Raw genomic sequence first — 19581 nt, forward strand, 5'->3', positions numbered from 1 at the left:
ATAATAATTGATACCAGATATAGAAAATATATGTCAGATATAGAAAAACGGGCTGGAGATATCTCCAACCCGTTTAATAAACCTTTATACTTGCGATTAATCGCAAAAAGATTTACTTACCGATGCATCAAGATGCTAATCTCAACTACTCGGCTGCTTCTTCTTTAGCAGCAACCTTAGTAGCGGACTCAGCTTCCTTAACAACAGCCTTCTTTGGGCTTACTGGCTCAACAACAAGCTCGATAATAGCCTGTGGAGCAGTATCACCACGACGAGGGGCCATCTTAACGATGCGAGTATAGCCACCTTCACGCTGCTTCATCTGCTCAGCAATCTGAGTGAAAAGCATGTGAACAACGGACTTATTGCGAATTACGCGCAACACGCGGCGGCGCGAATGCAAATCGCCACGCTTAGCGAATGTTACCAAACGCTCAGCAAGTGGACGAAGACGCTTTGCCTTTGGCAAAGTAGTCACAATACGACCGTGCTGGAAGAGGCTTGTAGCCATATTGGCCAGCATCAGGCGCTCATGCGCTGGGCTAGAAGCCAGACGAGGCCCTTGTTTCGGTGTAGGCATTATTACTCCTTATTGCCGCGGAATTCAGGTGGGCAAAAACCCGAACATCCAAAAACCGCGACGATTTGCGGTGGTTGTTTACTCGTCTTCTGGCGAGAAGAATGTGCCACCTTCGAGATTATTGGCGTCAAAGCCAAGCGGTGAAGGCTTAAGAGACAATCCCATGGATTGCAACTTTTCTTTAACCTCATCGATGGATTTCATGCCGAAATTACGAATATCGAGCAAATCCTGCTCAGTGTGAACTACCAGCTCACCAACTGTGTGGATTCCTTCACGCTTCAAGCAGTTGTAGCTGCGCTGCGTTAGGTTCAAATCCTCAATTGGAGTGGCCATTTGGGAATCAGCTTCCGCCATGACTGGAGCTGGACCAACTTCAACACCTTCAGCATCGACGTTAAGCTCACGGCAAAGACCGAAAAGCTCAACCAAAGTCGAACCTGCGGACGCAACTGCGTCTCGTGGTGTAATAGCTGGCTTAGTTTCCACATCCAGGATAAGCTTATCGAAGTCCGTGCGCTGTTCCACGCGGGTAGCTTCGACCTTATAGCTCACCTTCAAAACTGGCGAGTAGATCGAATCCACTGGAATGCGACCGATTTCGCTGTTTTCCTGCTTATTCATTTGAGCAGGCACGTAGCCACGACCACGCTCCACAGTGAACTCAATTTCGAGCTCGCCATCTTCAGCAAGTGTAGCGATATGCATCTGTGGGTTGGCAATAGTGACGCCAGCAGGAGGAGTAATATCTCCAGCTGTTGCCTCACCCTTGCCGCTCTTGCGTAGATACATCACTACTGGCTCGTCATACTCACTTGTAAGTACGATGCCCTTGATGTTCAGCAGGATTTCAGTGACATCCTCTTCAACACCTGGCAGAGTCGTGAACTCATGTAAAGCACCAGAGATGCGTACCGAAGTAACGGCCGCACCTGGAATGGAGCTCAACAAGGTACGACGCAGCGAATTGCCGAGCGTGTATCCGAAACCTGGTTCCAACGGCTCAATAGTAAAGCGAGAACGCTGGGGATTCAGTGATTCCTCGGTAAGTGTTGGACGCTGTGCGATAAGCACTTTTGTATCCTTTCAGCTTCTGGTCGGTGGTGCACTCGCCGCCCATAAGCGGGTTGGATGGATGGATTCGTAAGAGTGCTCAGACGCGGCGACGCTTTGGTGGGCGAACGCCGTTATGCGCTTGTGGGGTGACGTCGGTAATAGAACCGACCTCAAGACCCGCGGACTGAAGGGAACGGATAGCGGTTTCGCGACCGGAACCTGGACCCTTAACAAACACGTCGACCTTTTTAAGGCCATGTTCCATTGCCTTACGAGCAGCAGACTCAGCGGCCATACCTGCAGCGTAAGGAGTCGACTTACGGGAACCCTTAAAGCCGACATCGCCACCAGAAGCCCAAGAGAGGACTGCACCCGATGGATCGGTGATGGAAATAATCGTGTTATTGAATGTTGATTTAATATGCGCCTGCCCAACCGGTACCGACTTGCGGTCCCGGCGACGCGGCTTGCGCGAGGCTTGCTTTGCAGCTGCCATTGACCCTCGTTTCCTATGACGAATTAGTTGGTATGTCTAGGCGATGAGAATTAACTCGTGGCCTAGAGCCGACCACCGACTATCGGGTGGCCTTCTTCTTCCCGGCGACAGTACGCTTTGGACCCTTACGAGTACGAGCATTAGTCTTAGTACGCTGACCACGCACAGGAAGACCCTTGCGATGACGCTGGCCTTGATAGCAGTTGATCTGAATCTTACGACGGATGTCGGCGTCGATTTCACGACGCAAATCGCCTTCAATCTTATAGTTGGCCTCAAGATAATCACGCAAAGTGATTAACTGTTCATCCGTAAGATCCTTGACGCGGGTATCCGGATTAACACCGGTCGCGGCAAGCGTTTCCTTAGCGCGAGTACGACCTACACCAAAAATATAGGTGAGGGCAATCTCAATGCGCTTCTCATTGGGAATATCTACTCCGGCAAGACGTGCCATTGTAATTCCTTTACTATTACGCAGGTCGTGCACCAAGTCTCCCGCAATAATATCGATTATTTGCGGCCTGGGCCTGCGCACCCAGGGTTCAGCTTAAGCTGCGACTTAGCGCCTTATTCCTTTATATTCGCGGTGGAGATCCACTCAGCCCTGACGCTGCTTATGACGTGGGTTGATGCAAATCACCATGACGCGACCGTGACGGCGGATCACGCGGCAGTTTTCGCAGATCCTCTTCACGCTAGGGCTGACCTTCATGGTTTTCCTTTGCTTGTACCTTTACTTATAACGGTACGTAATACGTCCGCGGTTCAAATCGTAAGGACTCATCTCCAGCACAACACGATCTTGCGGAAGAATGCGAATGTAATTCTTACGCATTTTTCCCGAAATCGTAGCCAGTACAATGTGCTCGTTCTCAAGCTGAACGCGAAACATCGCGTTAGGTAGTGCTTCTACTACCGTGCCTTCGACTTCAATCACACCGTCTTTTGCCATGAGCCTCGTTCCGTTCCTTGGATATACTACTTTGCGCATCCGAAGACACGCCAATCTTCTATGATACAGTAAATGCGCCCAATACAACACTCGGCGTGTCGCAAGGGCGCATTACAAATATGAGAAAATCTAAATCTTAAATAAATCTCATACCAAGGATTCAACTATGCGATTGTTGATTTCGGCAATATCTCCAACGCCATCAACTTCAACAAGCTGACCGCGGCTTTCATAAATATCCAGCAAAGGAGCTGTTTCCTTCTCGTAAGTTTCCAAACGCTTAGCAATAACTTCTGGAGTATCGTCGGAACGACCCTGCTCTACAGCACGCTTTTGCATGCGCTCAAGCAAAACCTCACGCTCCGCCTCTAAAGCAACAACATGATCTAGTGGAGTACCAAGCTCTTCCAACATGCGATCAAGAGCCTGAACTTGAGAAGCGTTGCGAGGATAGCCATCTAGAATCCAGCCATTCTTTGCATCATCTTGAGCAAGACGATCTTTAACAATGCTATTTGTCAATTCATCTGGAACAAGCTCTCCCTTATCGAGATAACCTTGAACCTTCTTGCCAAGTTCCGTTTTATTCTTTAAGTTATAACGGAAAATGTCGCCAGTAGAAATAGCAGGAATATTGTAATGCTCTGCAAGCAAAGCGGCTTGAGTGCCTTTACCTACTCCTTGCGGACCCATAATTAACAATCGCATATTAATCTCCTAGTTTTATGCCAATGCAAATCCAATACAAATATTAAACAAAACCTATCTGAAATACTACTTAGCAACCTGCTTATTATTGCTGTGATCAAACAGGAATCCAGCATACTGGAATTGCTCAGTTTGAGCCTTAGCTTGACGCAAAGTATCCAAGCCAACACCAGCAATAATCAGAATTGTTGTACCACCAAATGGAAGCTTCATATTAAGATGCAAAGACATAATCAAAACCGTTGGAATCAAAGCCACAAACAGCAAGTAAATAGCACCAACTGTGTTAAGCCTATTCATAACGTAGCTAAGATAACGGCTTGTAGCGCTACCAGCGCGAATACCAGGAATAAATCCGCCGTATTCCTTCATGTTGTCTGCAGTCTCATCTGGATTAAAAGTAATCTCGGTGTAGAAGAAGCAGAAGAACACGATCATAACGGTGTACAACGCTATGTACCAAACAGAAGTAGAGTTTGCTAAATTGGCATTAATCCAACGCACCCAATCCTTACGACTATCTCCAAATTGAGCAAGAAGTGTTGGAATAGCAAGAATCGAAGACGCAAAGATTGGTGGAATAACGCCACTCATATTCACCTTAAGAGGCAAGTATGTGGAAGAGCCGCCGTACATTTTGCGGCCAATCATTCGACGCGTGTACTGAACAGGGATTCTACGCTGAGCAAGCTCCACAAAGTCAACGAAAATAAGAATCACAAGGAAAACGCCAGCAACAATGGAGAACTTAGTCCAATCTCCATTAAGGCCATTCGTACCCCAACCGATTTCCCACAACTTTGGAAGGAATCCAGAGCAAATAGACATAAAGATTAATACAGACATACCCTGGCCAATACCCTTATCTGTAATAAGCTCTGCCATCCACATTATGAGGCCAGTGCCACCAGTCATGATTAAGACCATTACAATAAGGCTCCACATAGAACCGTCTGGAATAACCTGGCCGCATTGATAGTTAAATAGCGCGCCAGAACGAGCCGTAACCAAAATGGTAGTTGATTGCAAAACAGCCAAACCGATGGTTAAGTAACGGGTGTACTGAGTAAGTTTCGTTTCTCCAGACTGACCTTCTTTGTGAAGAGCCTCAAAGCGTGGAATCACAACTCTAAGCAACTGAATAACAATGGACGCCGTAATGTATGGCATAACGCCTAATGCAAAAATCGAAAGCTGCAAAAGAGAACCGCCAGAGAACAGATTCACCAACCCAATAAAGTTCTCGCTAGAAGAAGCCAGCTTAGCGGTGCAAGCTCGAATAACTTTGTAGTCAACTCCAGGAATCGGAATAAATGAGCCGATTCGGTAGATAATAATCATTGCGAAGACGAAGAGGATCTTATTCCTCAACTCCTTCGTCTTGAAGGCCTGGATTAACGTTTTCACCTGGGTCTTCCTCCCTTTTTTGCGCTACGATCTAGGCGCACCAGTAAAAAAACAAACTCTGAGGCAATAGTTTATATCACGGTACATACTGAAACAATAATTGAGTGAGTTTTGCAATAAAATAATCCCCCCAGTGCAAACTAGGGGGATTATTAAACAGTTAAATCACTGCGTTAATTAGCATTACTAGCTTAAGTATTACTACTTATTACTACTCTTCGCTAACAGAGCCACCAGCAGCTTCGATCTTGGCTTTAGCGGATGCAGAAGCCTTAACTCCCTTAAGAGTCAAAGCAACCTTAAGATCGCCATCGCCCAAAACCTTAACTGGGTAACCATCACGCACAGCGCCCTTAACTACCAAATCAGCAACAGTGACTTCGCCACCCTTTGGGAAGAGTTCTGCAAGGGCTGCAACATTAACAACCTGGAACTCCTTCTTGAATGGGCTCTTAAAGCCACGAAGCTTAGGCAAGCGCATGTAAAGTGGAAGCTGGCCGCCTTCAAAGCCTGGACGAACTTGGTAACGCTTCTTTGTACCTTTGTCTCCACGACCCGAAGTCTTACCCTTAGAGCCTTCACCACGACCCACGCGGATGCGATCCTTCTTAGCTCCTGGAGCTGGACGCAACGTGTGCATGTGCAACATTGGTTCTTCATTAGCCATAATCAGTCAACCTCCTCAACGCTCAGCAAGTGGCGAACGGCCATAACCAAGCCACGATTGACTGAATTGTCCTCGCGAACAACGCTTTGACCAATCTTGTGAAGGCCAAGAGTCTTAACGTTAGCGCGCTGACGCTCGGTGGAATGAACCAAACCGTGCACCAGAGTGATCTTTAAGTTAGCCATCACTCACCATCCTTTGCCTGGGCAGCCTTAGCAGCCTGAGCTTCTTCACGAGCCTTGCGTGCTTCGGCAATGCCAGCAGCGCGCTCACGAAGCAATGCGTCTGGTGCAACTTCCTCGAGGGAAAGTCCACGACGAGCGCAAATTTCTTCTGGCTCTTCAAGCTTCTTCAAAGCATCCACAGTAGCGCGAACCACGTTAACAGCGGTTGCGGAGCCCATGGACTTGGTGAGGATATCGGTAATGCCAGCGCACTCCATAACAGCACGCACAGCGCCACCAGCGATTACACCAGTACCTGGAGCAGCTGGACGAAGCAAAACTGTACCAGCAGCATCGTGACCCAACACAGGGTGAGTCACGGTACCACGAATGCGTGGAACAGTAAACATATGCTTCTTAGCGTCAAGCTGACCCTTAGCGATAGCTGCTGGAACTTCGCGAGACTTACCGTAACCAACACCAACAGTGCCCTTACCGTCGCCAACAACAACAAGTGCTGCAAAGCTAAAGGTACGGCCACCCTTGTGGGTCTTGGAAACACGGTTAATAGTAACTACACGATCCAAAAGCTCTTCGCCGCGGTTTTCTTCACGACGGCTACGACGTTCGCTACGCTTACCTTCGCCCTTAGAACGACGGGAACGACGATCGTCGGTACGCTCCTCAGCGGATGCCTGAGTGTTCTGAGTTTCTTCAGCCACTTGGGTTTCCTTTTCGTTATCGCTCACAGTGCTAGACCTCCCTGACGGGCGCCTTCAGCTACGGCTGCGACGCGACCATGATACTTATTACCGCCACGATCGAAGATAACAGCGGTGATTCCCGCTTCCTTCGCCTTGGCTGCGATTAACTCGCCAACCTTGGTAGCAGCTTCAGTCTTCGTACCAGTAAAACCAGCGAAGTCAGAAGTCAAGGTGGAAGCGCTTACAAGGGTAAGACCCTTAGTGTCATCCACAATCTGAGCAACCATGTGACGGTTAGAACGAGAAACTACCAAACGTGGGCGCTCTGGAGTGCCAGAGATGCGCTTACGAAGGCGGGCGTGACGACGCAAACGTGCGACTTTGGTACCCTTACCGAAAATCTTAACGCTCATATCACTTACCAGCCTTTCCAGCCTTGCGCAAAATACGCTCATCGCTGTACTTAATGCCCTTGCCCTTATAAGGTTCTGGAGCACGAAGCTTGCGAATGTTAGCGGCAGCCTGACCAACGGCCTGCTTGTCAGTACCCTTGACGATTACCTGATTTGCGTTTGGCAATTCAAACTCAATGCCCTCAGGTGGCTGAACGGTAATAGTGTGCGAATAGCCGAGCGAGAACTCAATGCCCTTGCCCTTCATTACAGCACGATAACCAGTTCCAACAATGTCTAGAGTCTTGGCGTAGCCTTCGTGCACACCCTTAACCATAGACGCCACGATTGCGCGAGCCAAGCCGTGCTTTGCACGAGTTGGACGCAAATCGTCAACTGGGGTCAAAACGATCTTGCCATCAGCAACTTCAGCGGTAATACCTTCTGGAATTACATAGGAATCAGAGCCCTTAGCACCCTTAGCGCTAAAGGACTGACCTTCAATCTTAACTTCCACGCCTGCAGGAATGTCGACGGGGAGCTTACCAATATGCGATGCCATTTTCAGCTCTCCTTTCTCACCATACGTAGGCGACGATTTCGCCGCCAATGCCTCGATCGAGGCATTCCTTCTGAGTCAACAATCCCGAGCTGGTCGAGATAATAGCGATACCGAGACCGCCAAGAGGCATAGGCAAAGAATCAGACTTTGCGTAACGACGCAAGCCTGGCTTAGAGATGCGCTTAATGCCCTGGATGGAACGCTGACCATTGGAGCCGTACTTTAACGTAACTTCCAAAGTCTGTCCAACCTTAGCTTCTTTAGCAGCAAAGTCTTTAATGTAGCCTTCGCGCTTAAGAATCTCGGCGATATTCGCCTTGAATTTGGAGTACGGCATTTCCACGATATCGTGCTTTGCCGCGCTCGCATTACGCAGACGTGTCAACATGTCTGCGATAGGATCTGTCATTGTCATGTTGGGCTAACGCCCTTTCTCGCCGTGGTTTCCACCGCCTGTTTGTTATTTATAAAGCAGTGGACCTTCAGCGTCGATATTTACCAACTGGACTTCGTAACACCCGGCAACTCACCGCGATGTGCCTTTTCACGAAGGCATACACGGCACAGACCGAACTTGCGATACACGGAGTGAGGACGACCACAAACCTGGCAACGCGTATAAGCGCGCACCTTGAACTTCGGCTTAGCGGCCGCCTTGTTTTTCAGAGCGGTTTTTGCCATATCAGTTCTCCTTGAATGGGAAACCGAGGTGCTTAAGTAGCGACTTCGCTTCCACATCGTCCTTGGTGGTGGTCACCACGGTGATGTCCATACCACGCTGATGATCAATCGAATCAGGATCAATCTCGTGGAACATTGACTGCTCCGTAAGACCGAAGTTGTAGTTACCCTGACCGTCGAACTGGTTGCCATTAATACCACGGAAATCGCGGATACGTGGCAAAGCCAGAGTGAGCAAACGATCCAAGAATTCCCACATACGATCACCACGAAGAGTTACGTAAGCGCCAATAGCCTGGCCTTCGCGCAAATGGAACTGCGCAACAGACTTCTTAGCCTTAGTAACCTTTGGCTTCTGACCAGTGATTAAAGTGAGATCCTTAATCGCACCTTCGATAAGCTTGGAATCGCGAGCTGCAGCGCCAACGCCCATAGAGACGACGACCTTCTGCAAACGAGCCACCTGCATAGGATTAGTGTGGCCAAATTCCTTTTCCAAAGCTGGAACGATTTGATCATTGTATTGTTGCTTTAAGCGCGGAGTTGCCGGCGCTTCAACTGTAGTATCGGTCATGCCAGCTCCTTTCCGGACTTCTTAGCTACACGCACGCGCACGGTCTTTACTTTGCCGTCGCGAGCTTCTTGCTTAACAATCACGCCCACGCGGGTTGGTTGCTTGGTCTCTGGGTCAATCACCATAACGTTAGAACGGTGAATTGGAGCCTCAACAGAGACGATGCCTGCCTGCTGACCCTGCTGGGTAGCACGCACGTGCTTCTTAACAACCTGAACACCCTCGACGATCAAACGGTCTTCGGCGAGTACACGAAGTACTTTGCCTTCCTTACCGCGATCCTTGCCGCGGATAACCTTTACCTGGTCGCCGGACTTAATCTTGGCTACCATCTCAGATCACCTCCGGGGCGAGGGACACAATCTTCATGAAGCGCTTATCGCGCAATTCACGACCGACTGGTCCAAAGATACGAGTGCCCTTTGGTTCACGGCCGGAGCCGAGAATAACAGCGGCGTTCTCGTCGAACTTAATATAGGAACCATCAACACGACGATGTTCCTTGACAGTACGGACGACGACAGCCTTAACTACGTCGCCTTTCTTGACCGACCCGCCAGGAATAGCATCCTTAACGGAGGCGACGATGATGTCGCCGATGCCGGCATAGCGTCGCTTCGATCCACCGAGCACGCGGATGGCAAGTAATTCCTTAGCACCCGTGTTGTCGGCGACATGAAGCCGCGTTTCCTGCTGAATCATTGATTCTCCTTAGTCGAGCTGGTTCTCCCCGCTCACCCGTACCGCTCAAATAAGCAGCACAGGTGAAGCGCGGAGCCTTGCTGAACTTGTTTACTTGGCGCGCTCGATAATCGAGTCGAGACGCCAACGCTTGGTCTTGCTCAAAGGCCGAGTTTCCATAATACTCACGAGGTCGCCAATATGCGCCTCATTGTGTTCATCATGGGCCTTGACCTTGCGGGTGGAGCGGACGACTTTACCGTAAAGTGGGTGTGTCGAACGCTGCTCCAACTCCACGGCAATCGTCTTGTCCATGGCCTCGGACACGACGTAGCCGCGACGAACCTTGCGGAAGTTGCGCTCTTGGTTCTCAGCCATGCTTACTTCTCCTTGACCTCAGTGGCGCCAGGCTCTTGGCTGATGCCGAGTTCACGCTCACGCAGGATAGTATACATCCTGGCTATGTCGTGCTTGACCGCCTTGAGGCGAGCGCTGTTTTCAAGTTGACCAGTTGCTGCCTGGAAGCGCAAGTTAAAAAGCTCTTCCTTAGACTTCTTTAAGAAGCCTTCGATTTCAGCATTAGTCTTCTCGTTTAAATTCTTGATGGTGTAGTCTGCAGTTCCGACTGGCATCAGATGTCACCGCCTTCACGCGCAATAACACGGCATTTCATTGGGAGCTTGTCGATAGCGCGGCGCAAAGCCTCGCGAGCGACGTCCTCAGAAACACCACCGATCTCGAACATTACACGACCTGGGTGAATGTTGGCAATCCAGAATTCTGGAGCACCTTTACCGGAACCCATTCGTGCACCAAGCGGGTGCTTGGTTAATGGACGATCAGGGAAAACCGTAATCCACACGCGACCACCACGCTTAATATAGCGGGTCATTGCGATACGGGCTGCCTCGATCTGACGGTTAGTGATGTACGCCGGAGCCAGCGCCTGAATACCGAAATCGCCGAAAGCGATAGCGGTTCCACCCTTAGACATGCCGCTACGGGTAGGACGGTGCTGCTTGCGATATTTAGTCCTTTTTGGGATAAGCATCTGCTCACTCCTTCGTTTCCGTTGCGGCAGGAGCTTCAGCAGCTACAGCCTCGGCTGGCTTTTCGGCCTGTGCCTCGGTAGCCTTCTGCTGATTGGCAGAGCGTGCGCCACGACGTGGACGACGATCGCCACGGCGACCTTCACGCTTACCCTGCTGAGCCTGCTGCTCTTCAAACTCACGCTCAGTCATATCGCCCTTGTAAATCCAAACCTTTACGCCAATACGGCCGTAAGTGGTCTTGGCTTCAAAGAAGCCGTAATCAATAAGGGCGCGCAAGGTCTGCAGTGGAACGCGACCTTCGCGGTAGAACTCAGAACGGCTCATTTCGGCGCCACCAAGGCGACCAGAGAGCTTAATACGGATACCCTTGGCACCTGCGCGCATTGCGTCTTGCTGTGCCTTACGCATAGCGCGACGGAATGTAACGCGGTTAGTCAACTGTTCCGCAATTCCCTGAGCAACTAATTGAGCGTCAAGTGCAGCGTTCTTTACTTCAAAGATGTTGAGCTGTACTTGCTTACCAGTGAGCTTCTCAAGCTTTGCACGAACACGCTCGGCTTCTGCGCCACGACGACCGATAATAATACCTGGACGAGCGGTGTGAATATCCACACGAACGCGGTCACGGGTACGCTCGATAACAATGCGGGACACGCCTGCACGTTCGAGGTCATGGCTCATTTCCTTGCGAATCTTGTCATCCTCAAGGACGAAGTCACGGTAACGCTCGCCGGCTTTAGTAGAATCGGAGAACCACCTAGAGCGATGATTCTCGGTAATGCCCAGGCGATAGCCGAAAGGATTGATCTTCTGACCCATCTTTAGCGATCCCCTTCCTTAAGCGAGACGATAACAGTGATATGGCTTGTGCGCTTGTTAATGCGCGCAGCGCGACCCTGTGCACGAGCGCGGAAACGCTTAAGCGTTACACCCTCATCCACATAAGTTTCCTTGATGACCAAGTTTTGCTCGCGGAATGGTTCTCCAGCTTTCTCAGCCTTAACGCGAGCATTAGCAATCGCGCTTTCAAGAACCTTGCGCACCGGCAACGATGCGTCTTGAGGAGCAAACTTCAAAATGGTAATGGCTTCGCTTGCACGCTTGCCTCGGATGAGGTCGACCATGCGGCGAGCCTTGCGCGGCGTCACACGTACGTGACGAGCGATTGCTTTAGCTTCCATGTGTCCTAACTCTCCTTTAGCGGCGTGCTTTCTTGTCGTCCTTCACATGACCCTTGAAGGTCTTGGTTGGGGCGAATTCACCGAGCTTATGACCAACCATTGCTTCGGTAACGAATACCGGCACATGCTTGCGGCCATCGTGTACGGCAAAGGTGTGTCCAATGAAATCAGGAGTGATCATCGAACGACGCGACCACGTCTTGATGACGTTATGCGTGCCCTTGTCGTTTTGTTCATCGACTTTCTTCTGTAAGTGGGCGTCGACGAAAGGGCCCTTCTTGATGCTACGAGTCATCTGTTCGACACTCCCTTACTTGCGGTTCTTACCATTCGGACGACGACGAACAATCATCTTGTTCGAAGCCTTCTTCGGACGGCGGGTACGAACCTCGCCCTTGCCCCATGGAGAAACAGGTGGTTTACCACCACGGGTACGACCACCATGAGGGTGATCAACAGGGTTCATAGATTCGCCTCGGGTGATTGGCCTGCGACCAAGCCAACGAGCACGACCTGCCTTACCAAGCTCGATGTTAGCGTGGTCGGAGTTGCCAACCTCGCCGATTGTAGCGCGGCAACGAGCGTCCACGTTACGAATTTCGCCAGATGGCATACGCAACTGGGCGTAAGCGCCATCCTTAGCTACGAGCTGAACGGCAGCACCTGCGGAGCGTGCAATCTTTGCGCCACCAAGTGGACGAAGCTCGATTGCGTGAACCACGGTACCAGTTGGGATGTTCTTAAGAGGCAAGTTGTTGCCTGGCTTAATATCAGCCTGGGCGCCAGTCTCAATAACATCTCCCTGGGAAATGCCTTCAGGAGCGATAATGTAGCGCTTCTCACCATCTGCATAATGCAACAATGCGATGCGAGCGGAACGATTAGGGTCATACTCAATATGAGCGACCTTTGCTGGCACGCCATCCTTGTCCCAACGCTTAAAATCGATGAGACGATACTGACGCTTGTGTCCGCCGCCGCGATGGCGGGAAGTCATGCGACCGTAAGAGTTACGACCGCCAGTTTTGCTGAGTTTGCGTACCAACGACTTTTCAGGAGTAGAACGCGTAATCTCGGAGAAGTCCGAAACCGAAGCGTTACGACGTCCTGCAGTCGTAGGCTTATAAACGCGGATAGCCATAATATAGTATTCCTTTACTTTTCTCGGCTAGCCTTCAGTTACCAAAGATATCGATTGTCTGGCCTTGTGCCACGGTGACAATAGCGCGCTTTTGATTCACACGACGACCGAAGCCGGTGCGAGAGCGCTTGAGCTTGCCAGCGCGATTCAAGGTGTTAACATTCGTTACCTTGACTTTGAAGATTTCTTCGATAGCCTGCTTGATCTGAACCTTGTTAGCGTTTGGAGCTACGACGAAGGTGTACTGGCCACGATCGGAAGCTGCATAGCTTTTTTCAGAAACAACTGGCTTTAAGATGATGTCATGTGCTGGGTTATGGACTGCGACCATTTGAATCAGGCCTCCTTAACTTCAGGCTCGGTCTTAGCTGCAACGAAGGCTTCGAAACCTTCCTTGGAGAAGACGACGTACTGAGCGGTGATGACATCGTAGGTGTTGAGCTGATCAGCGAAGATCACATGCACCGTAGGAATGTTACGAACAGACATCCACTCGTTGATGTTCTCGCGAGAGAGAACAACAGTGGTGAACTGATCCTTAGTTACTGGTGTAAGTGCTGCAACAGCTGCCTTTGTGGATGGAACATCCTTAATGCCAAAGTCCACAATTGCAATGCGACCAGCATTTGCACGATCCGAAAGAGCATAACGAAGAGCAGCTGCCTTCATCTTCTTTGGAGTACGCTGATCGTACTTGCGAGGAACTGGACCGTGTACAACGCCACCATGTACCCACTGTGGAGCACGAATGGAGCCTTGACGAGCACGACCAGTGCCCTTTTGCTTCCATGGCTTCTTACCGCCACCAGATACGTTAGCGCGATTCTTAACCGCGTGAGTACCCTGGCGAGCAGCAGCAAGCTGAGCAATAACGACCTGATGAACCAATGGGCCGTGAGCCAAAACGTCTTCGTTGGAGATGCCGAAAATCTCGGCAGGAGCTTCAACAGTACCGTTTGCATTACCCTTGGTGTCAGTTACGTTCAGAGTTACGTTTGCCATTTAAATCAGGCTCCCTTCACTGCCGAACGGACTAGAACGATAGCACCCTTAGGTCCTGGAATAGCACCCTTGATAGCTAAAATACCGTTCTCAACATCCGAAGAAACGATTGTGAGGTTGAGCGCAGTAGAAGTCACATGACCCATGCGACCAGCCATACGCTTGCCCTTCAAAATGCGGCTTGGAGTTGCACATGCGCCCACAGAACCTGGACGACGTTCATTCTTGTGCGAGCCGTGAGTACGACGGTAAGACTTGAAGCCCCAACGCTTGATTGTGCCAGCAAAGCCTTTACCCTTTGTAGTACCCGTTACGTCAACTTCTGCACCTTCAGCAAATACTTCAGCGGTCAATTCCTGACCTGGCTTGTAATCTGCTGCATTTTCAGTGCGCACCTCAGCGAGGTGACGACGAGGAGTCACGCCAGCCTTTGCAAAGTGACCAGCCAATGGCTTGGTAACCTTGGTAGGATCAATCTGGCCATAACCGAGCTGTACGGCGCAATAACCGTCAGTTTCTTCGGTCTTAACAGCGGTAACTACGTTGGTAGCAACCTCAACCAGAGTTACGGGGACAAAAAGGCCGTTTTCATCCCAAACCTGGCTCATGCCCAGCTTACGGCCGAGCAAAGCAGTGCGATTCTTATTTTGCGACATTATTTACCCCCCTTCCTACAGCTTAATCTCGATATTTACATCCGCAGGCAGGTCAATGTGCATCAAAGAATCCACAGCCTTTGGCGTTGGATCAACGATGTCAATGAGGCGCTTATGAGTGCGCATCTCGAAATGCTCGCGAGAATCCTTATATTTATGAGGAGAACGGATAACAACAAACACGTTCTTCTCGGTCGGCAGAGGAACCGGACCCACTACTGTGGCGCCCGCGTTCGTCACCGTCTCGACGATTTTCTTCGCCGATTGGTCGATGACCTCATGGTCATAGGACTTAAGCCTGATGCGGATTTTCTGTCCCGCCATTGCCGTCCGCCCTTTCTAGCGATTCGTTTACTGTTTACCAACCTGTATCAAAGGGCACCGGGAGAATAGACACTAAAGGCCATTCCACATCAGTGCGCAGCCTACAAAAATCAACAAAAAACTGCGATTTCTGCTTCTGCGCTCGCTTTTTTGAATTACAATATGCGAGCCTTAAAAACAGGCAACTAAGTAATTAAACCATCAACCTTGGATTAACAAAAATCGGGCGTGTCGGCTATTTTCCAACGAAAAATGGCAGAAACTACAGCTAGTGCAGCCTCTGCCATTTGTAACTAAATATGCAATAATCATTCAATAATTACCTAGATAATCACTTAGATAACCACTTAGATAACCACTCAAATAATCATGCAATAAATTTTGCTTAAATTCTACTTCGATTCACGCTGTAGGCGCATACGATGTCCTTCTTCTTGAGAAACACCATAATACGCTGCAATCGCAATATCCTTCATATCTTCGATTTGAGGAATACGCGGATTTGCAGGAGCGCACTGATCTTCGTAAGCACGCATGCCAATCTGATCCAACAAAGACCAATAGTATTCCTCGTCCACACCGCACGCCTTAAACGATGCGTCCATGCCAAGAAGATTATCCCTGTAGTTTTCAACAGCGCGCGCCAAATTCTCTACGCCCTCTTGAGGAGTTTTACCAGGATTTACACCAAGATTCTTAGCAAGCTGCTGGTAGCGCTCTGGAGCGATATAGCGATTGTACTTTGGCCAGCTTGTAGGCTCTTGTGGAATTTGACCATTGTAGCGAATTACATATGGAAGCAAAATCGCATTTGTGTGGCCGTGCGCAACGTGGCACAAAGCCCCGATTGTATGTGCCATTGCGTGGCACATTCCAAGGAACGCCGAGCCAAACGCCATTCCAGCCATCGTAGCTGCATTATGCATCTTCTCTTGAGCTTGAATCTTGCGCTCAGGGTCATTAGCGTTCACAGAATCGTTAAGATTCTCCCAAATCAACTTTGCTGCATGCAATGCCATTGCGTCCGTAAAGTCGTTAGCATAAACAGAAGCAAAAGCTTCCATAGAGTGCGTCAAAGCGTCAAAACCAGAATCGCAAGCAAGCTTTCTAGGCTGCGTACGCGCCAAAACTGGATCCACGATTGCAACCGAAGGCGTAATCGCGTAATCCGTAATCGGGTACTTATAGCCAGTCTTATGGTCTGTAATAACAGCAAACGGAGTAACTTCCGATCCTGTTCCAGAAGACGTTGGTACGCAAATCAAGCAAGCTTTTTTGCCAAGAGGCGGAATCTTAAACGCGCGCTTTCTAATATCGAAGAACTTTTCGCGCAAATCAGCGAAGGAAATTTCTGGATGCTCGTAAAGAAGCCACATAATCTTTGCAGCATCCATAGGAGATCCGCCGCCAACAGCAATAATCGTGTCTGGCTGGAACTCTTCGCGCATCATTTCCGCGCCGCGCTCAACAGTTTCAACGCTTGGCTCTGGCTCAACGTAATCAATAATCCTAAACGTTACGCGGTTGTCTCTAGCACGAAGCTGATCAATCACCTTGTCTATAATGCCAAGCTGTTCCATCACTTTATCGCACACAATAACTGCGCGCTCAATGCCATACATGTCTCGCAAATAGCGAACAGCATTCGGCTCAAAATACGTTTTGGCCGGAATCTTGAACCATTGCATATTGTTATTCCTTCGCGCTATGCGCTTTATATTAATAAGATTTACCGCTTGAACGTTTCCAGAAACAGAGTTTCCACCATAAGAACCGCATCCCAAAGTTAAAGAAGGCGCGATTGCGTTGTAGATGTCTCCAACGCCACCCAAAGATCCTGGAGAGTTCCAAATGATTCGGCAAGCATGCATGCGGCTACCATATTCGCGAGCAAGCTGCTGATTGTTGGTATGAATCACAGCAGTGTGACCAGCTCCGTGCACAAGCATCTTCTCGCACATTTCAAAGCCTTGTTCCTTGTTATCTGCGCGCAGTAAAGCGTGAACAGGAGCCAACTTTTCCATTGTTAGAGGCTCCATCTCGCCAACTTCTTTGCACTCAGCAATAAGAATCACAGCATCTTCTGGAATCTCAAATCCAGCCTGTTGCGCAATAAATTGAGGCGACTTTCCAGGAACAACAGAATTAAGCTTTGGAGTTTGGCCACTATAAGACGTGCAACCAAACATGTACTTCTCGAGCTTTGCTTTTTCTTCTTCGTTTACAAAGTAAGCTTTACGGCGCTTTAATTCGAGCTTCAAAGGATCGTATACGTCTTTATGAGCAATAATCGCCTGCTCTGTTGCACAAATCATGCCGTAGTCAAAATGCTTTGAAAGCACTAAATCGTTTGCAGCGCGCTCAACATCTACGTCTGCATCAACATATGCTGGAGCGTTTCCTGCACCAACGCCCAATGCTGGCTTACCAGAAGAATAAGCAGCTTTAACCATTCCAGGACCACCCGTTGCAAGAATTGTTGCAACATCTGGGTGCTTCATTAAAGCTCCCGTAGCTTCGATTGATGGATGCTCAATCCACTGAATGCAATTTTCTGGCGCTCCTGCTTCTATTGCAGCATCGCGCACAATTCTTGCCGCTTCTGCAGAGCACTTTTGGGCAAATGGATGGAAGCCAAAAATAATTGGGCAACGAGTTTTAAGCGCGATTAGCGACTTAAAAATGGCTGTAGACGTTGGATTTGTGACTGGCGTAACGCCTGCTACAATGCCAACTGGCTCAGCGATTTCGTCGATTCCAAGAACGTCGTCTTCTCTAATAATGCCTACTGTGCGCTGGCCTGCAAGATAATGCGTAATATGTTCGCATGCAAAGATGTTTTTTGTAGCTTTATCTTCAACTAATCCTCTGCCTGTTTCTTCAACAGCCATTTTTGCTAAGACTAAATGCTTGTTTAGAGCTGCAATCGATGCTTTTGCTACGATTCGGTCTACTTGAGTTTGATTTAACTTTTCAAATTCATCTAAAGCGACTTTTGCTTTTTTAGCTAACTCGTCAACTTCTTGCTTTGCAACTAATGCCGCTTGCTCTTTTTCATCGAGCACATTTTCTTGCGCTGTTTCTTGCGCTTGCGCCATTTGGTCCTCCTTGATCTTTAGATTCCTTACGTACTTCTACGCTTTTGGCACATCAACATTTACATGCATAATCTTCTATGAAAGACGCATCATAATGCTGGTATGTGATACATTTCACAATTTACTTGAATTACTGTACTATTTTGAGTTTGCAGCGAGTTGCGCTATTTATGAGCGAGGTTTATCCCCTAATGTTCGTTATTTGTTCTTATTTGTAATGATTTATGTGCGATTTGCTGAAAAATTTTCTAGAATGTTAGATTTAGCTGTTACTTACAAACGATTAATAACATTTAACTTGATTCTAGATTACACACGAATAAAAAATGGCTCCCAGCATAAGCCAGGAGCCATTGAAGTTGTAATTCTTCGCAGCTTAACGCTTCGAGAACTGAGGTGCACGACGTGCCTTGTGCAAACCAGCCTTCTTGCGTTCCACAACGCGAGCGTCGCGAGTCAAGAAGCCAGCCTTCTTCAAGGAAGCACGGTTTGCATCGCGGTCAATAGCGTTCAAAGCGCGGGCAACGCCCAAGCGGATTGCGCCAGCCTGACCAGTGGTGCCGCCGCCGTCTACCAAAACGACAACGTCGAACTTACCTTCAAGCTTTAGAAGCACGATTGGGGAATTAACTTCACGCTGCAATAAGCGAGATGGGAAGTATTCCTCAAGAGTGCGGCCATTAATAGTCCACTTACCAGAACCTGGAACCAAGCGAACGCGAGCAACGGCTTCCTTACGACGACCAGTGCCATAGCCTGGAGCGATAGCGGAAGTACCAGTGCCTGCACCAGCGTTGGTTTCGGTGGTGTAGCTAGTCAGTTCTTCTTCGTTCTCAAGAACCGCGGAGTTGTTGTTATCTACCATAATCATATTCTCCTTACGATTCACTTAGCCTGCTGGCTAACCTGAGAGATCTCGAAGACCTGTGGCTTTTGCGAAATATGAGGATGCTCAGCGCCAGTGAACACACGAAGGCGATCAAGCTGAACCTTAGCAAGACGATTCTTTGGAAGCATTCCCCTAACAGCGGAAACAATGATGCGCTTTGGATTCTTCTCCAAAAGCTCAGCATAGCTATCGCGGCGAAGTCCGCCTGGACGGCCAGAGTGGGAATACAATTCCTTGCTCAACTTATTGCCAGTCAAAGCAATCTTATCTGCGTTAATAATAATAACGTGATTGCCAGAATCGGCGTGAGGAGCATACGTTGGCTTATTCTTGCCACGAAGCAAAATAGCTACCTGGGAAGCCAAGCGACCAAGCACCACATCAGTGGCGTCGATAATGTACCAGTCATGAGTTAAATCTGCTGGTTTCGGTGTGAAAGTCTTCACAATCGTACCTTTTCTCTATTGTGTTTCGAGCTTTATATCTTCTTGGTTTATAGAAGATACTCTACTCATAATCCGTGGGCTCCCTGAAAGTCCTCGATGGCGAGTGGGAAAAGCGCTTTGAAGGACCCCTTAGGGAAACACAACAATCTGCAAGTATATCGCCAC

32 protein-coding genes are annotated in these 19581 nt (G+C 49.1%); all 32 read right to left on the reverse strand.

Annotated features, from left to right (window positions below; translation table 11 throughout):
- Positions 1-145: 145 nt before the first annotated feature.
- The 32 genes from rplQ to rplM all read right to left on the reverse strand — a co-directional run bounded on the left by rplQ (position 146) and on the right by rplM (position 19416).
- Positions 146-580: a 50S ribosomal protein L17 gene (rplQ, locus tag NYP67_RS00150; protein ID WP_004131707.1), complete on the reverse strand. Its 435-nt coding sequence runs from the start codon at positions 578-580 to the stop codon at positions 146-148.
- A 78-nt stretch (positions 581-658) separates the two neighbouring features.
- Positions 659-1654: a DNA-directed RNA polymerase subunit alpha gene (locus NYP67_RS00155; protein ID WP_004131706.1), complete on the reverse strand. Its 996-nt coding sequence runs from the start codon at positions 1652-1654 to the stop codon at positions 659-661.
- A 79-nt stretch (positions 1655-1733) separates the two neighbouring features.
- Entirely contained in the window at positions 1734-2132 is a 399-nt protein-coding gene (gene rpsK / locus NYP67_RS00160) for a 30S ribosomal protein S11 (RefSeq protein ID WP_004105468.1), read from the reverse strand.
- A 79-nt stretch (positions 2133-2211) separates the two neighbouring features.
- Positions 2212-2589: a 30S ribosomal protein S13 gene (rpsM, locus tag NYP67_RS00165; RefSeq protein ID WP_004105472.1), complete on the reverse strand. Its 378-nt coding sequence runs from the start codon at positions 2587-2589 to the stop codon at positions 2212-2214.
- Between the two features lie 144 nt (positions 2590-2733).
- Complete coding sequence (gene rpmJ / locus NYP67_RS00170) at positions 2734-2847, reverse strand: 50S ribosomal protein L36 (RefSeq protein ID WP_003842636.1); 114 nt, start codon at positions 2845-2847, stop codon at positions 2734-2736.
- A 21-nt stretch (positions 2848-2868) separates the two neighbouring features.
- Positions 2869-3087: a translation initiation factor IF-1 gene (infA, locus tag NYP67_RS00175; protein WP_004105485.1), complete on the reverse strand. Its 219-nt coding sequence runs from the start codon at positions 3085-3087 to the stop codon at positions 2869-2871.
- Positions 3088-3234: 147 nt separating this feature from the next.
- Positions 3235-3795, reverse strand: a complete 561-nt coding sequence (locus tag NYP67_RS00180; protein WP_004131705.1) for an adenylate kinase — start codon at positions 3793-3795, stop codon at positions 3235-3237.
- A 66-nt stretch (positions 3796-3861) separates the two neighbouring features.
- Positions 3862-5202 carry a preprotein translocase subunit SecY gene (gene secY / locus NYP67_RS00185; protein ID WP_004131704.1) on the reverse strand — a complete coding sequence of 447 codons (1341 nt, stop codon included), beginning with the start codon at positions 5200-5202 and terminating at the stop codon, positions 3862-3864.
- A gap of 211 nt (positions 5203-5413) precedes the next feature.
- Positions 5414-5869: a 50S ribosomal protein L15 gene (gene rplO, locus NYP67_RS00190; protein WP_004131703.1), complete on the reverse strand. Its 456-nt coding sequence runs from the start codon at positions 5867-5869 to the stop codon at positions 5414-5416.
- A 2-nt stretch (positions 5870-5871) separates the two neighbouring features.
- Complete coding sequence (gene rpmD, locus NYP67_RS00195; protein WP_004131702.1) at positions 5872-6054, reverse strand: 50S ribosomal protein L30; 183 nt, start codon at positions 6052-6054, stop codon at positions 5872-5874.
- Positions 6054-6782, reverse strand: a complete 729-nt coding sequence (gene rpsE / locus NYP67_RS00200) for a 30S ribosomal protein S5 (RefSeq protein ID WP_004131701.1) — start codon at positions 6780-6782, stop codon at positions 6054-6056. The genes rpmD and rpsE overlap by 1 nt, the downstream gene beginning before the upstream one ends.
- The gene (gene rplR, locus NYP67_RS00205) at positions 6779-7150 is read right to left on the reverse strand and encodes a 50S ribosomal protein L18 (protein ID WP_004114376.1); all 372 of its coding nucleotides are present in this window, start codon (positions 7148-7150) and stop codon (positions 6779-6781) included. Before rplR ends, rpsE begins: the two co-directional genes overlap by 4 nt.
- Before the next feature lies 1 nt (position 7151).
- Positions 7152-7691, reverse strand: a complete 540-nt coding sequence (gene rplF / locus NYP67_RS00210; protein ID WP_004133436.1) for a 50S ribosomal protein L6 — start codon at positions 7689-7691, stop codon at positions 7152-7154.
- Between the two features lie 16 nt (positions 7692-7707).
- Positions 7708-8106, reverse strand: coding sequence for a 30S ribosomal protein S8 (rpsH, locus tag NYP67_RS00215; protein WP_004131699.1), 399 nt, complete (start codon positions 8104-8106; stop codon positions 7708-7710).
- Positions 8107-8186: 80 nt separating this feature from the next.
- The gene (locus NYP67_RS00220) at positions 8187-8372 is read right to left on the reverse strand and encodes a type Z 30S ribosomal protein S14 (protein WP_004114370.1); all 186 of its coding nucleotides are present in this window, start codon (positions 8370-8372) and stop codon (positions 8187-8189) included.
- A gap of 1 nt (position 8373) precedes the next feature.
- Positions 8374-8946 carry a 50S ribosomal protein L5 gene (gene rplE, locus NYP67_RS00225; protein ID WP_004114368.1) on the reverse strand — a complete coding sequence of 191 codons (573 nt, stop codon included), beginning with the start codon at positions 8944-8946 and terminating at the stop codon, positions 8374-8376.
- Positions 8943-9278, reverse strand: a complete 336-nt coding sequence (gene rplX, locus NYP67_RS00230) for a 50S ribosomal protein L24 (RefSeq protein WP_004114367.1) — start codon at positions 9276-9278, stop codon at positions 8943-8945. The genes rplE and rplX overlap by 4 nt, the downstream gene beginning before the upstream one ends.
- A 1-nt stretch (position 9279) precedes the next feature.
- Positions 9280-9648, reverse strand: a complete 369-nt coding sequence (gene rplN / locus NYP67_RS00235; protein WP_004114366.1) for a 50S ribosomal protein L14 — start codon at positions 9646-9648, stop codon at positions 9280-9282.
- Positions 9649-9738: 90 nt separating this feature from the next.
- Entirely contained in the window at positions 9739-10005 is a 267-nt protein-coding gene (gene rpsQ, locus NYP67_RS00240) for a 30S ribosomal protein S17 (RefSeq protein ID WP_004114365.1), read from the reverse strand.
- 2 nt (positions 10006-10007) lie between these two features.
- The gene (gene rpmC / locus NYP67_RS00245) at positions 10008-10259 is read right to left on the reverse strand and encodes a 50S ribosomal protein L29 (protein ID WP_004105502.1); all 252 of its coding nucleotides are present in this window, start codon (positions 10257-10259) and stop codon (positions 10008-10010) included.
- Positions 10259-10678 carry a 50S ribosomal protein L16 gene (gene rplP, locus NYP67_RS00250; protein WP_004114362.1) on the reverse strand — a complete coding sequence of 140 codons (420 nt, stop codon included), beginning with the start codon at positions 10676-10678 and terminating at the stop codon, positions 10259-10261. Before rplP ends, rpmC begins: the two co-directional genes overlap by 1 nt.
- Positions 10679-10682: 4 nt before the next feature.
- Complete coding sequence (gene rpsC / locus NYP67_RS00255) at positions 10683-11498, reverse strand: 30S ribosomal protein S3 (protein WP_004131698.1); 816 nt, start codon at positions 11496-11498, stop codon at positions 10683-10685.
- Positions 11499-11500: 2 nt separating this feature from the next.
- Positions 11501-11860 carry a 50S ribosomal protein L22 gene (gene rplV / locus NYP67_RS00260; protein WP_004131697.1) on the reverse strand — a complete coding sequence of 120 codons (360 nt, stop codon included), beginning with the start codon at positions 11858-11860 and terminating at the stop codon, positions 11501-11503.
- A gap of 16 nt (positions 11861-11876) precedes the next feature.
- On the reverse strand, positions 11877-12155 hold the full coding sequence (rpsS, locus tag NYP67_RS00265; RefSeq protein WP_004114357.1) for a 30S ribosomal protein S19: 279 nt from the start codon (positions 12153-12155) through the stop codon (positions 11877-11879).
- A 15-nt stretch (positions 12156-12170) separates the two neighbouring features.
- Positions 12171-13001 (reverse strand): 50S ribosomal protein L2, encoded by an 831-nt coding sequence (gene rplB, locus NYP67_RS00270; protein ID WP_004114355.1) that lies wholly within the window; start codon positions 12999-13001, stop codon positions 12171-12173.
- A gap of 34 nt (positions 13002-13035) precedes the next feature.
- Positions 13036-13332: a 50S ribosomal protein L23 gene (gene rplW / locus NYP67_RS00275; protein WP_004114354.1), complete on the reverse strand. Its 297-nt coding sequence runs from the start codon at positions 13330-13332 to the stop codon at positions 13036-13038.
- Between the two features lie 5 nt (positions 13333-13337).
- Positions 13338-14003, reverse strand: a complete 666-nt coding sequence (gene rplD / locus NYP67_RS00280; RefSeq protein ID WP_004133440.1) for a 50S ribosomal protein L4 — start codon at positions 14001-14003, stop codon at positions 13338-13340.
- 5 nt (positions 14004-14008) lie between these two features.
- Complete coding sequence (gene rplC / locus NYP67_RS00285; RefSeq protein WP_004116043.1) at positions 14009-14659, reverse strand: 50S ribosomal protein L3; 651 nt, start codon at positions 14657-14659, stop codon at positions 14009-14011.
- Between the two features lie 15 nt (positions 14660-14674).
- Entirely contained in the window at positions 14675-14983 is a 309-nt protein-coding gene (gene rpsJ, locus NYP67_RS00290; protein ID WP_003808013.1) for a 30S ribosomal protein S10, read from the reverse strand.
- Between the two features lie 392 nt (positions 14984-15375).
- Complete coding sequence (adhE, locus tag NYP67_RS00295) at positions 15376-18081, reverse strand: bifunctional acetaldehyde-CoA/alcohol dehydrogenase (protein ID WP_102704758.1); 2706 nt, start codon at positions 18079-18081, stop codon at positions 15376-15378.
- A 376-nt stretch (positions 18082-18457) separates the two neighbouring features.
- Entirely contained in the window at positions 18458-18946 is a 489-nt protein-coding gene (rpsI, locus tag NYP67_RS00300; protein WP_004131694.1) for a 30S ribosomal protein S9, read from the reverse strand.
- 20 nt (positions 18947-18966) lie between these two features.
- Complete coding sequence (rplM, locus tag NYP67_RS00305; protein WP_004131693.1) at positions 18967-19416, reverse strand: 50S ribosomal protein L13; 450 nt, start codon at positions 19414-19416, stop codon at positions 18967-18969.
- Positions 19417-19581: the final 165 nt, after the last annotated feature.

This window comes from Gardnerella sp. c23Ub_4 (genome assembly GCF_055804115.1).

What these genes read in the sequence shown, in the direction of transcription:
- rpsC (WP_004131698.1), bottom strand. Translation starts at nt 11,498, where the DNA reads ATGGGTCAGAAGATCAATCCTTTCGGCTATCGCCTGGGCATTACCGAG.
- NYP67_RS00180 (WP_004131705.1), bottom strand. Translation starts at nt 3,795, where the DNA reads ATGCGATTGTTAATTATGGGTCCGCAAGGAGTAGGTAAAGGCACTCAA.
- adhE (WP_102704758.1), bottom strand. Translation starts at nt 18,081, where the DNA reads ATGGCGCAAGCGCAAGAAACAGCGCAAGAAAATGTGCTCGATGAAAAA.
- rplF (WP_004133436.1), bottom strand. Translation starts at nt 7,691, where the DNA reads ATGGCATCGCATATTGGTAAGCTCCCCGTCGACATTCCTGCAGGCGTG.
- rplE (WP_004114368.1), bottom strand. Translation starts at nt 8,946, where the DNA reads ATGACCGATACTACAGTTGAAGCGCCGGCAACTCCGCGCTTAAAGCAA.
- NYP67_RS00220 (WP_004114370.1), bottom strand. Translation starts at nt 8,372, where the DNA reads ATGGCAAAAACCGCTCTGAAAAACAAGGCGGCCGCTAAGCCGAAGTTC.
- rplQ (WP_004131707.1), bottom strand. Translation starts at nt 580, where the DNA reads ATGCCTACACCGAAACAAGGGCCTCGTCTGGCTTCTAGCCCAGCGCAT.
- rpsJ (WP_003808013.1), bottom strand. Translation starts at nt 14,983, where the DNA reads ATGGCGGGACAGAAAATCCGCATCAGGCTTAAGTCCTATGACCATGAG.
- rplO (WP_004131703.1), bottom strand. Translation starts at nt 5,869, where the DNA reads ATGGCTAATGAAGAACCAATGTTGCACATGCACACGTTGCGTCCAGCT.
- rplR (WP_004114376.1), bottom strand. Translation starts at nt 7,150, where the DNA reads ATGAGCGTTAAGATTTTCGGTAAGGGTACCAAAGTCGCACGTTTGCGT.
- rpsQ (WP_004114365.1), bottom strand. Translation starts at nt 10,005, where the DNA reads ATGGCTGAGAACCAAGAGCGCAACTTCCGCAAGGTTCGTCGCGGCTAC.
- rplV (WP_004131697.1), bottom strand. Translation starts at nt 11,860, where the DNA reads ATGGAAGCTAAAGCAATCGCTCGTCACGTACGTGTGACGCCGCGCAAG.
- rplX (WP_004114367.1), bottom strand. Translation starts at nt 9,278, where the DNA reads ATGGTAGCCAAGATTAAGTCCGGCGACCAGGTAAAGGTTATCCGCGGC.
- infA (WP_004105485.1), bottom strand. Translation starts at nt 3,087, where the DNA reads ATGGCAAAAGACGGTGTGATTGAAGTCGAAGGCACGGTAGTAGAAGCA.
- rplP (WP_004114362.1), bottom strand. Translation starts at nt 10,678, where the DNA reads ATGCTTATCCCAAAAAGGACTAAATATCGCAAGCAGCACCGTCCTACC.
- rplB (WP_004114355.1), bottom strand. Translation starts at nt 13,001, where the DNA reads ATGGCTATCCGCGTTTATAAGCCTACGACTGCAGGACGTCGTAACGCT.
- rplW (WP_004114354.1), bottom strand. Translation starts at nt 13,332, where the DNA reads ATGGTCGCAGTCCATAACCCAGCACATGACATCATCTTAAAGCCAGTT.
- rpsK (WP_004105468.1), bottom strand. Translation starts at nt 2,132, where the DNA reads ATGGCAGCTGCAAAGCAAGCCTCGCGCAAGCCGCGTCGCCGGGACCGC.
- rpmD (WP_004131702.1), bottom strand. Translation starts at nt 6,054, where the DNA reads ATGGCTAACTTAAAGATCACTCTGGTGCACGGTTTGGTTCATTCCACC.
- rplN (WP_004114366.1), bottom strand. Translation starts at nt 9,648, where the DNA reads ATGATTCAGCAGGAAACGCGGCTTCATGTCGCCGACAACACGGGTGCT.
- rpsS (WP_004114357.1), bottom strand. Translation starts at nt 12,155, where the DNA reads ATGACTCGTAGCATCAAGAAGGGCCCTTTCGTCGACGCCCACTTACAG.
- rpmC (WP_004105502.1), bottom strand. Translation starts at nt 10,259, where the DNA reads ATGCCAGTCGGAACTGCAGACTACACCATCAAGAATTTAAACGAGAAG.
- rplC (WP_004116043.1), bottom strand. Translation starts at nt 14,659, where the DNA reads ATGTCGCAAAATAAGAATCGCACTGCTTTGCTCGGCCGTAAGCTGGGC.
- rpmJ (WP_003842636.1), bottom strand. Translation starts at nt 2,847, where the DNA reads ATGAAGGTCAGCCCTAGCGTGAAGAGGATCTGCGAAAACTGCCGCGTG.
- rpsM (WP_004105472.1), bottom strand. Translation starts at nt 2,589, where the DNA reads ATGGCACGTCTTGCCGGAGTAGATATTCCCAATGAGAAGCGCATTGAG.
- rpsI (WP_004131694.1), bottom strand. Translation starts at nt 18,946, where the DNA reads ATGGTAGATAACAACAACTCCGCGGTTCTTGAGAACGAAGAAGAACTG.
- rpsH (WP_004131699.1), bottom strand. Translation starts at nt 8,106, where the DNA reads ATGACAATGACAGATCCTATCGCAGACATGTTGACACGTCTGCGTAAT.
- rplD (WP_004133440.1), bottom strand. Translation starts at nt 14,003, where the DNA reads ATGGCAAACGTAACTCTGAACGTAACTGACACCAAGGGTAATGCAAAC.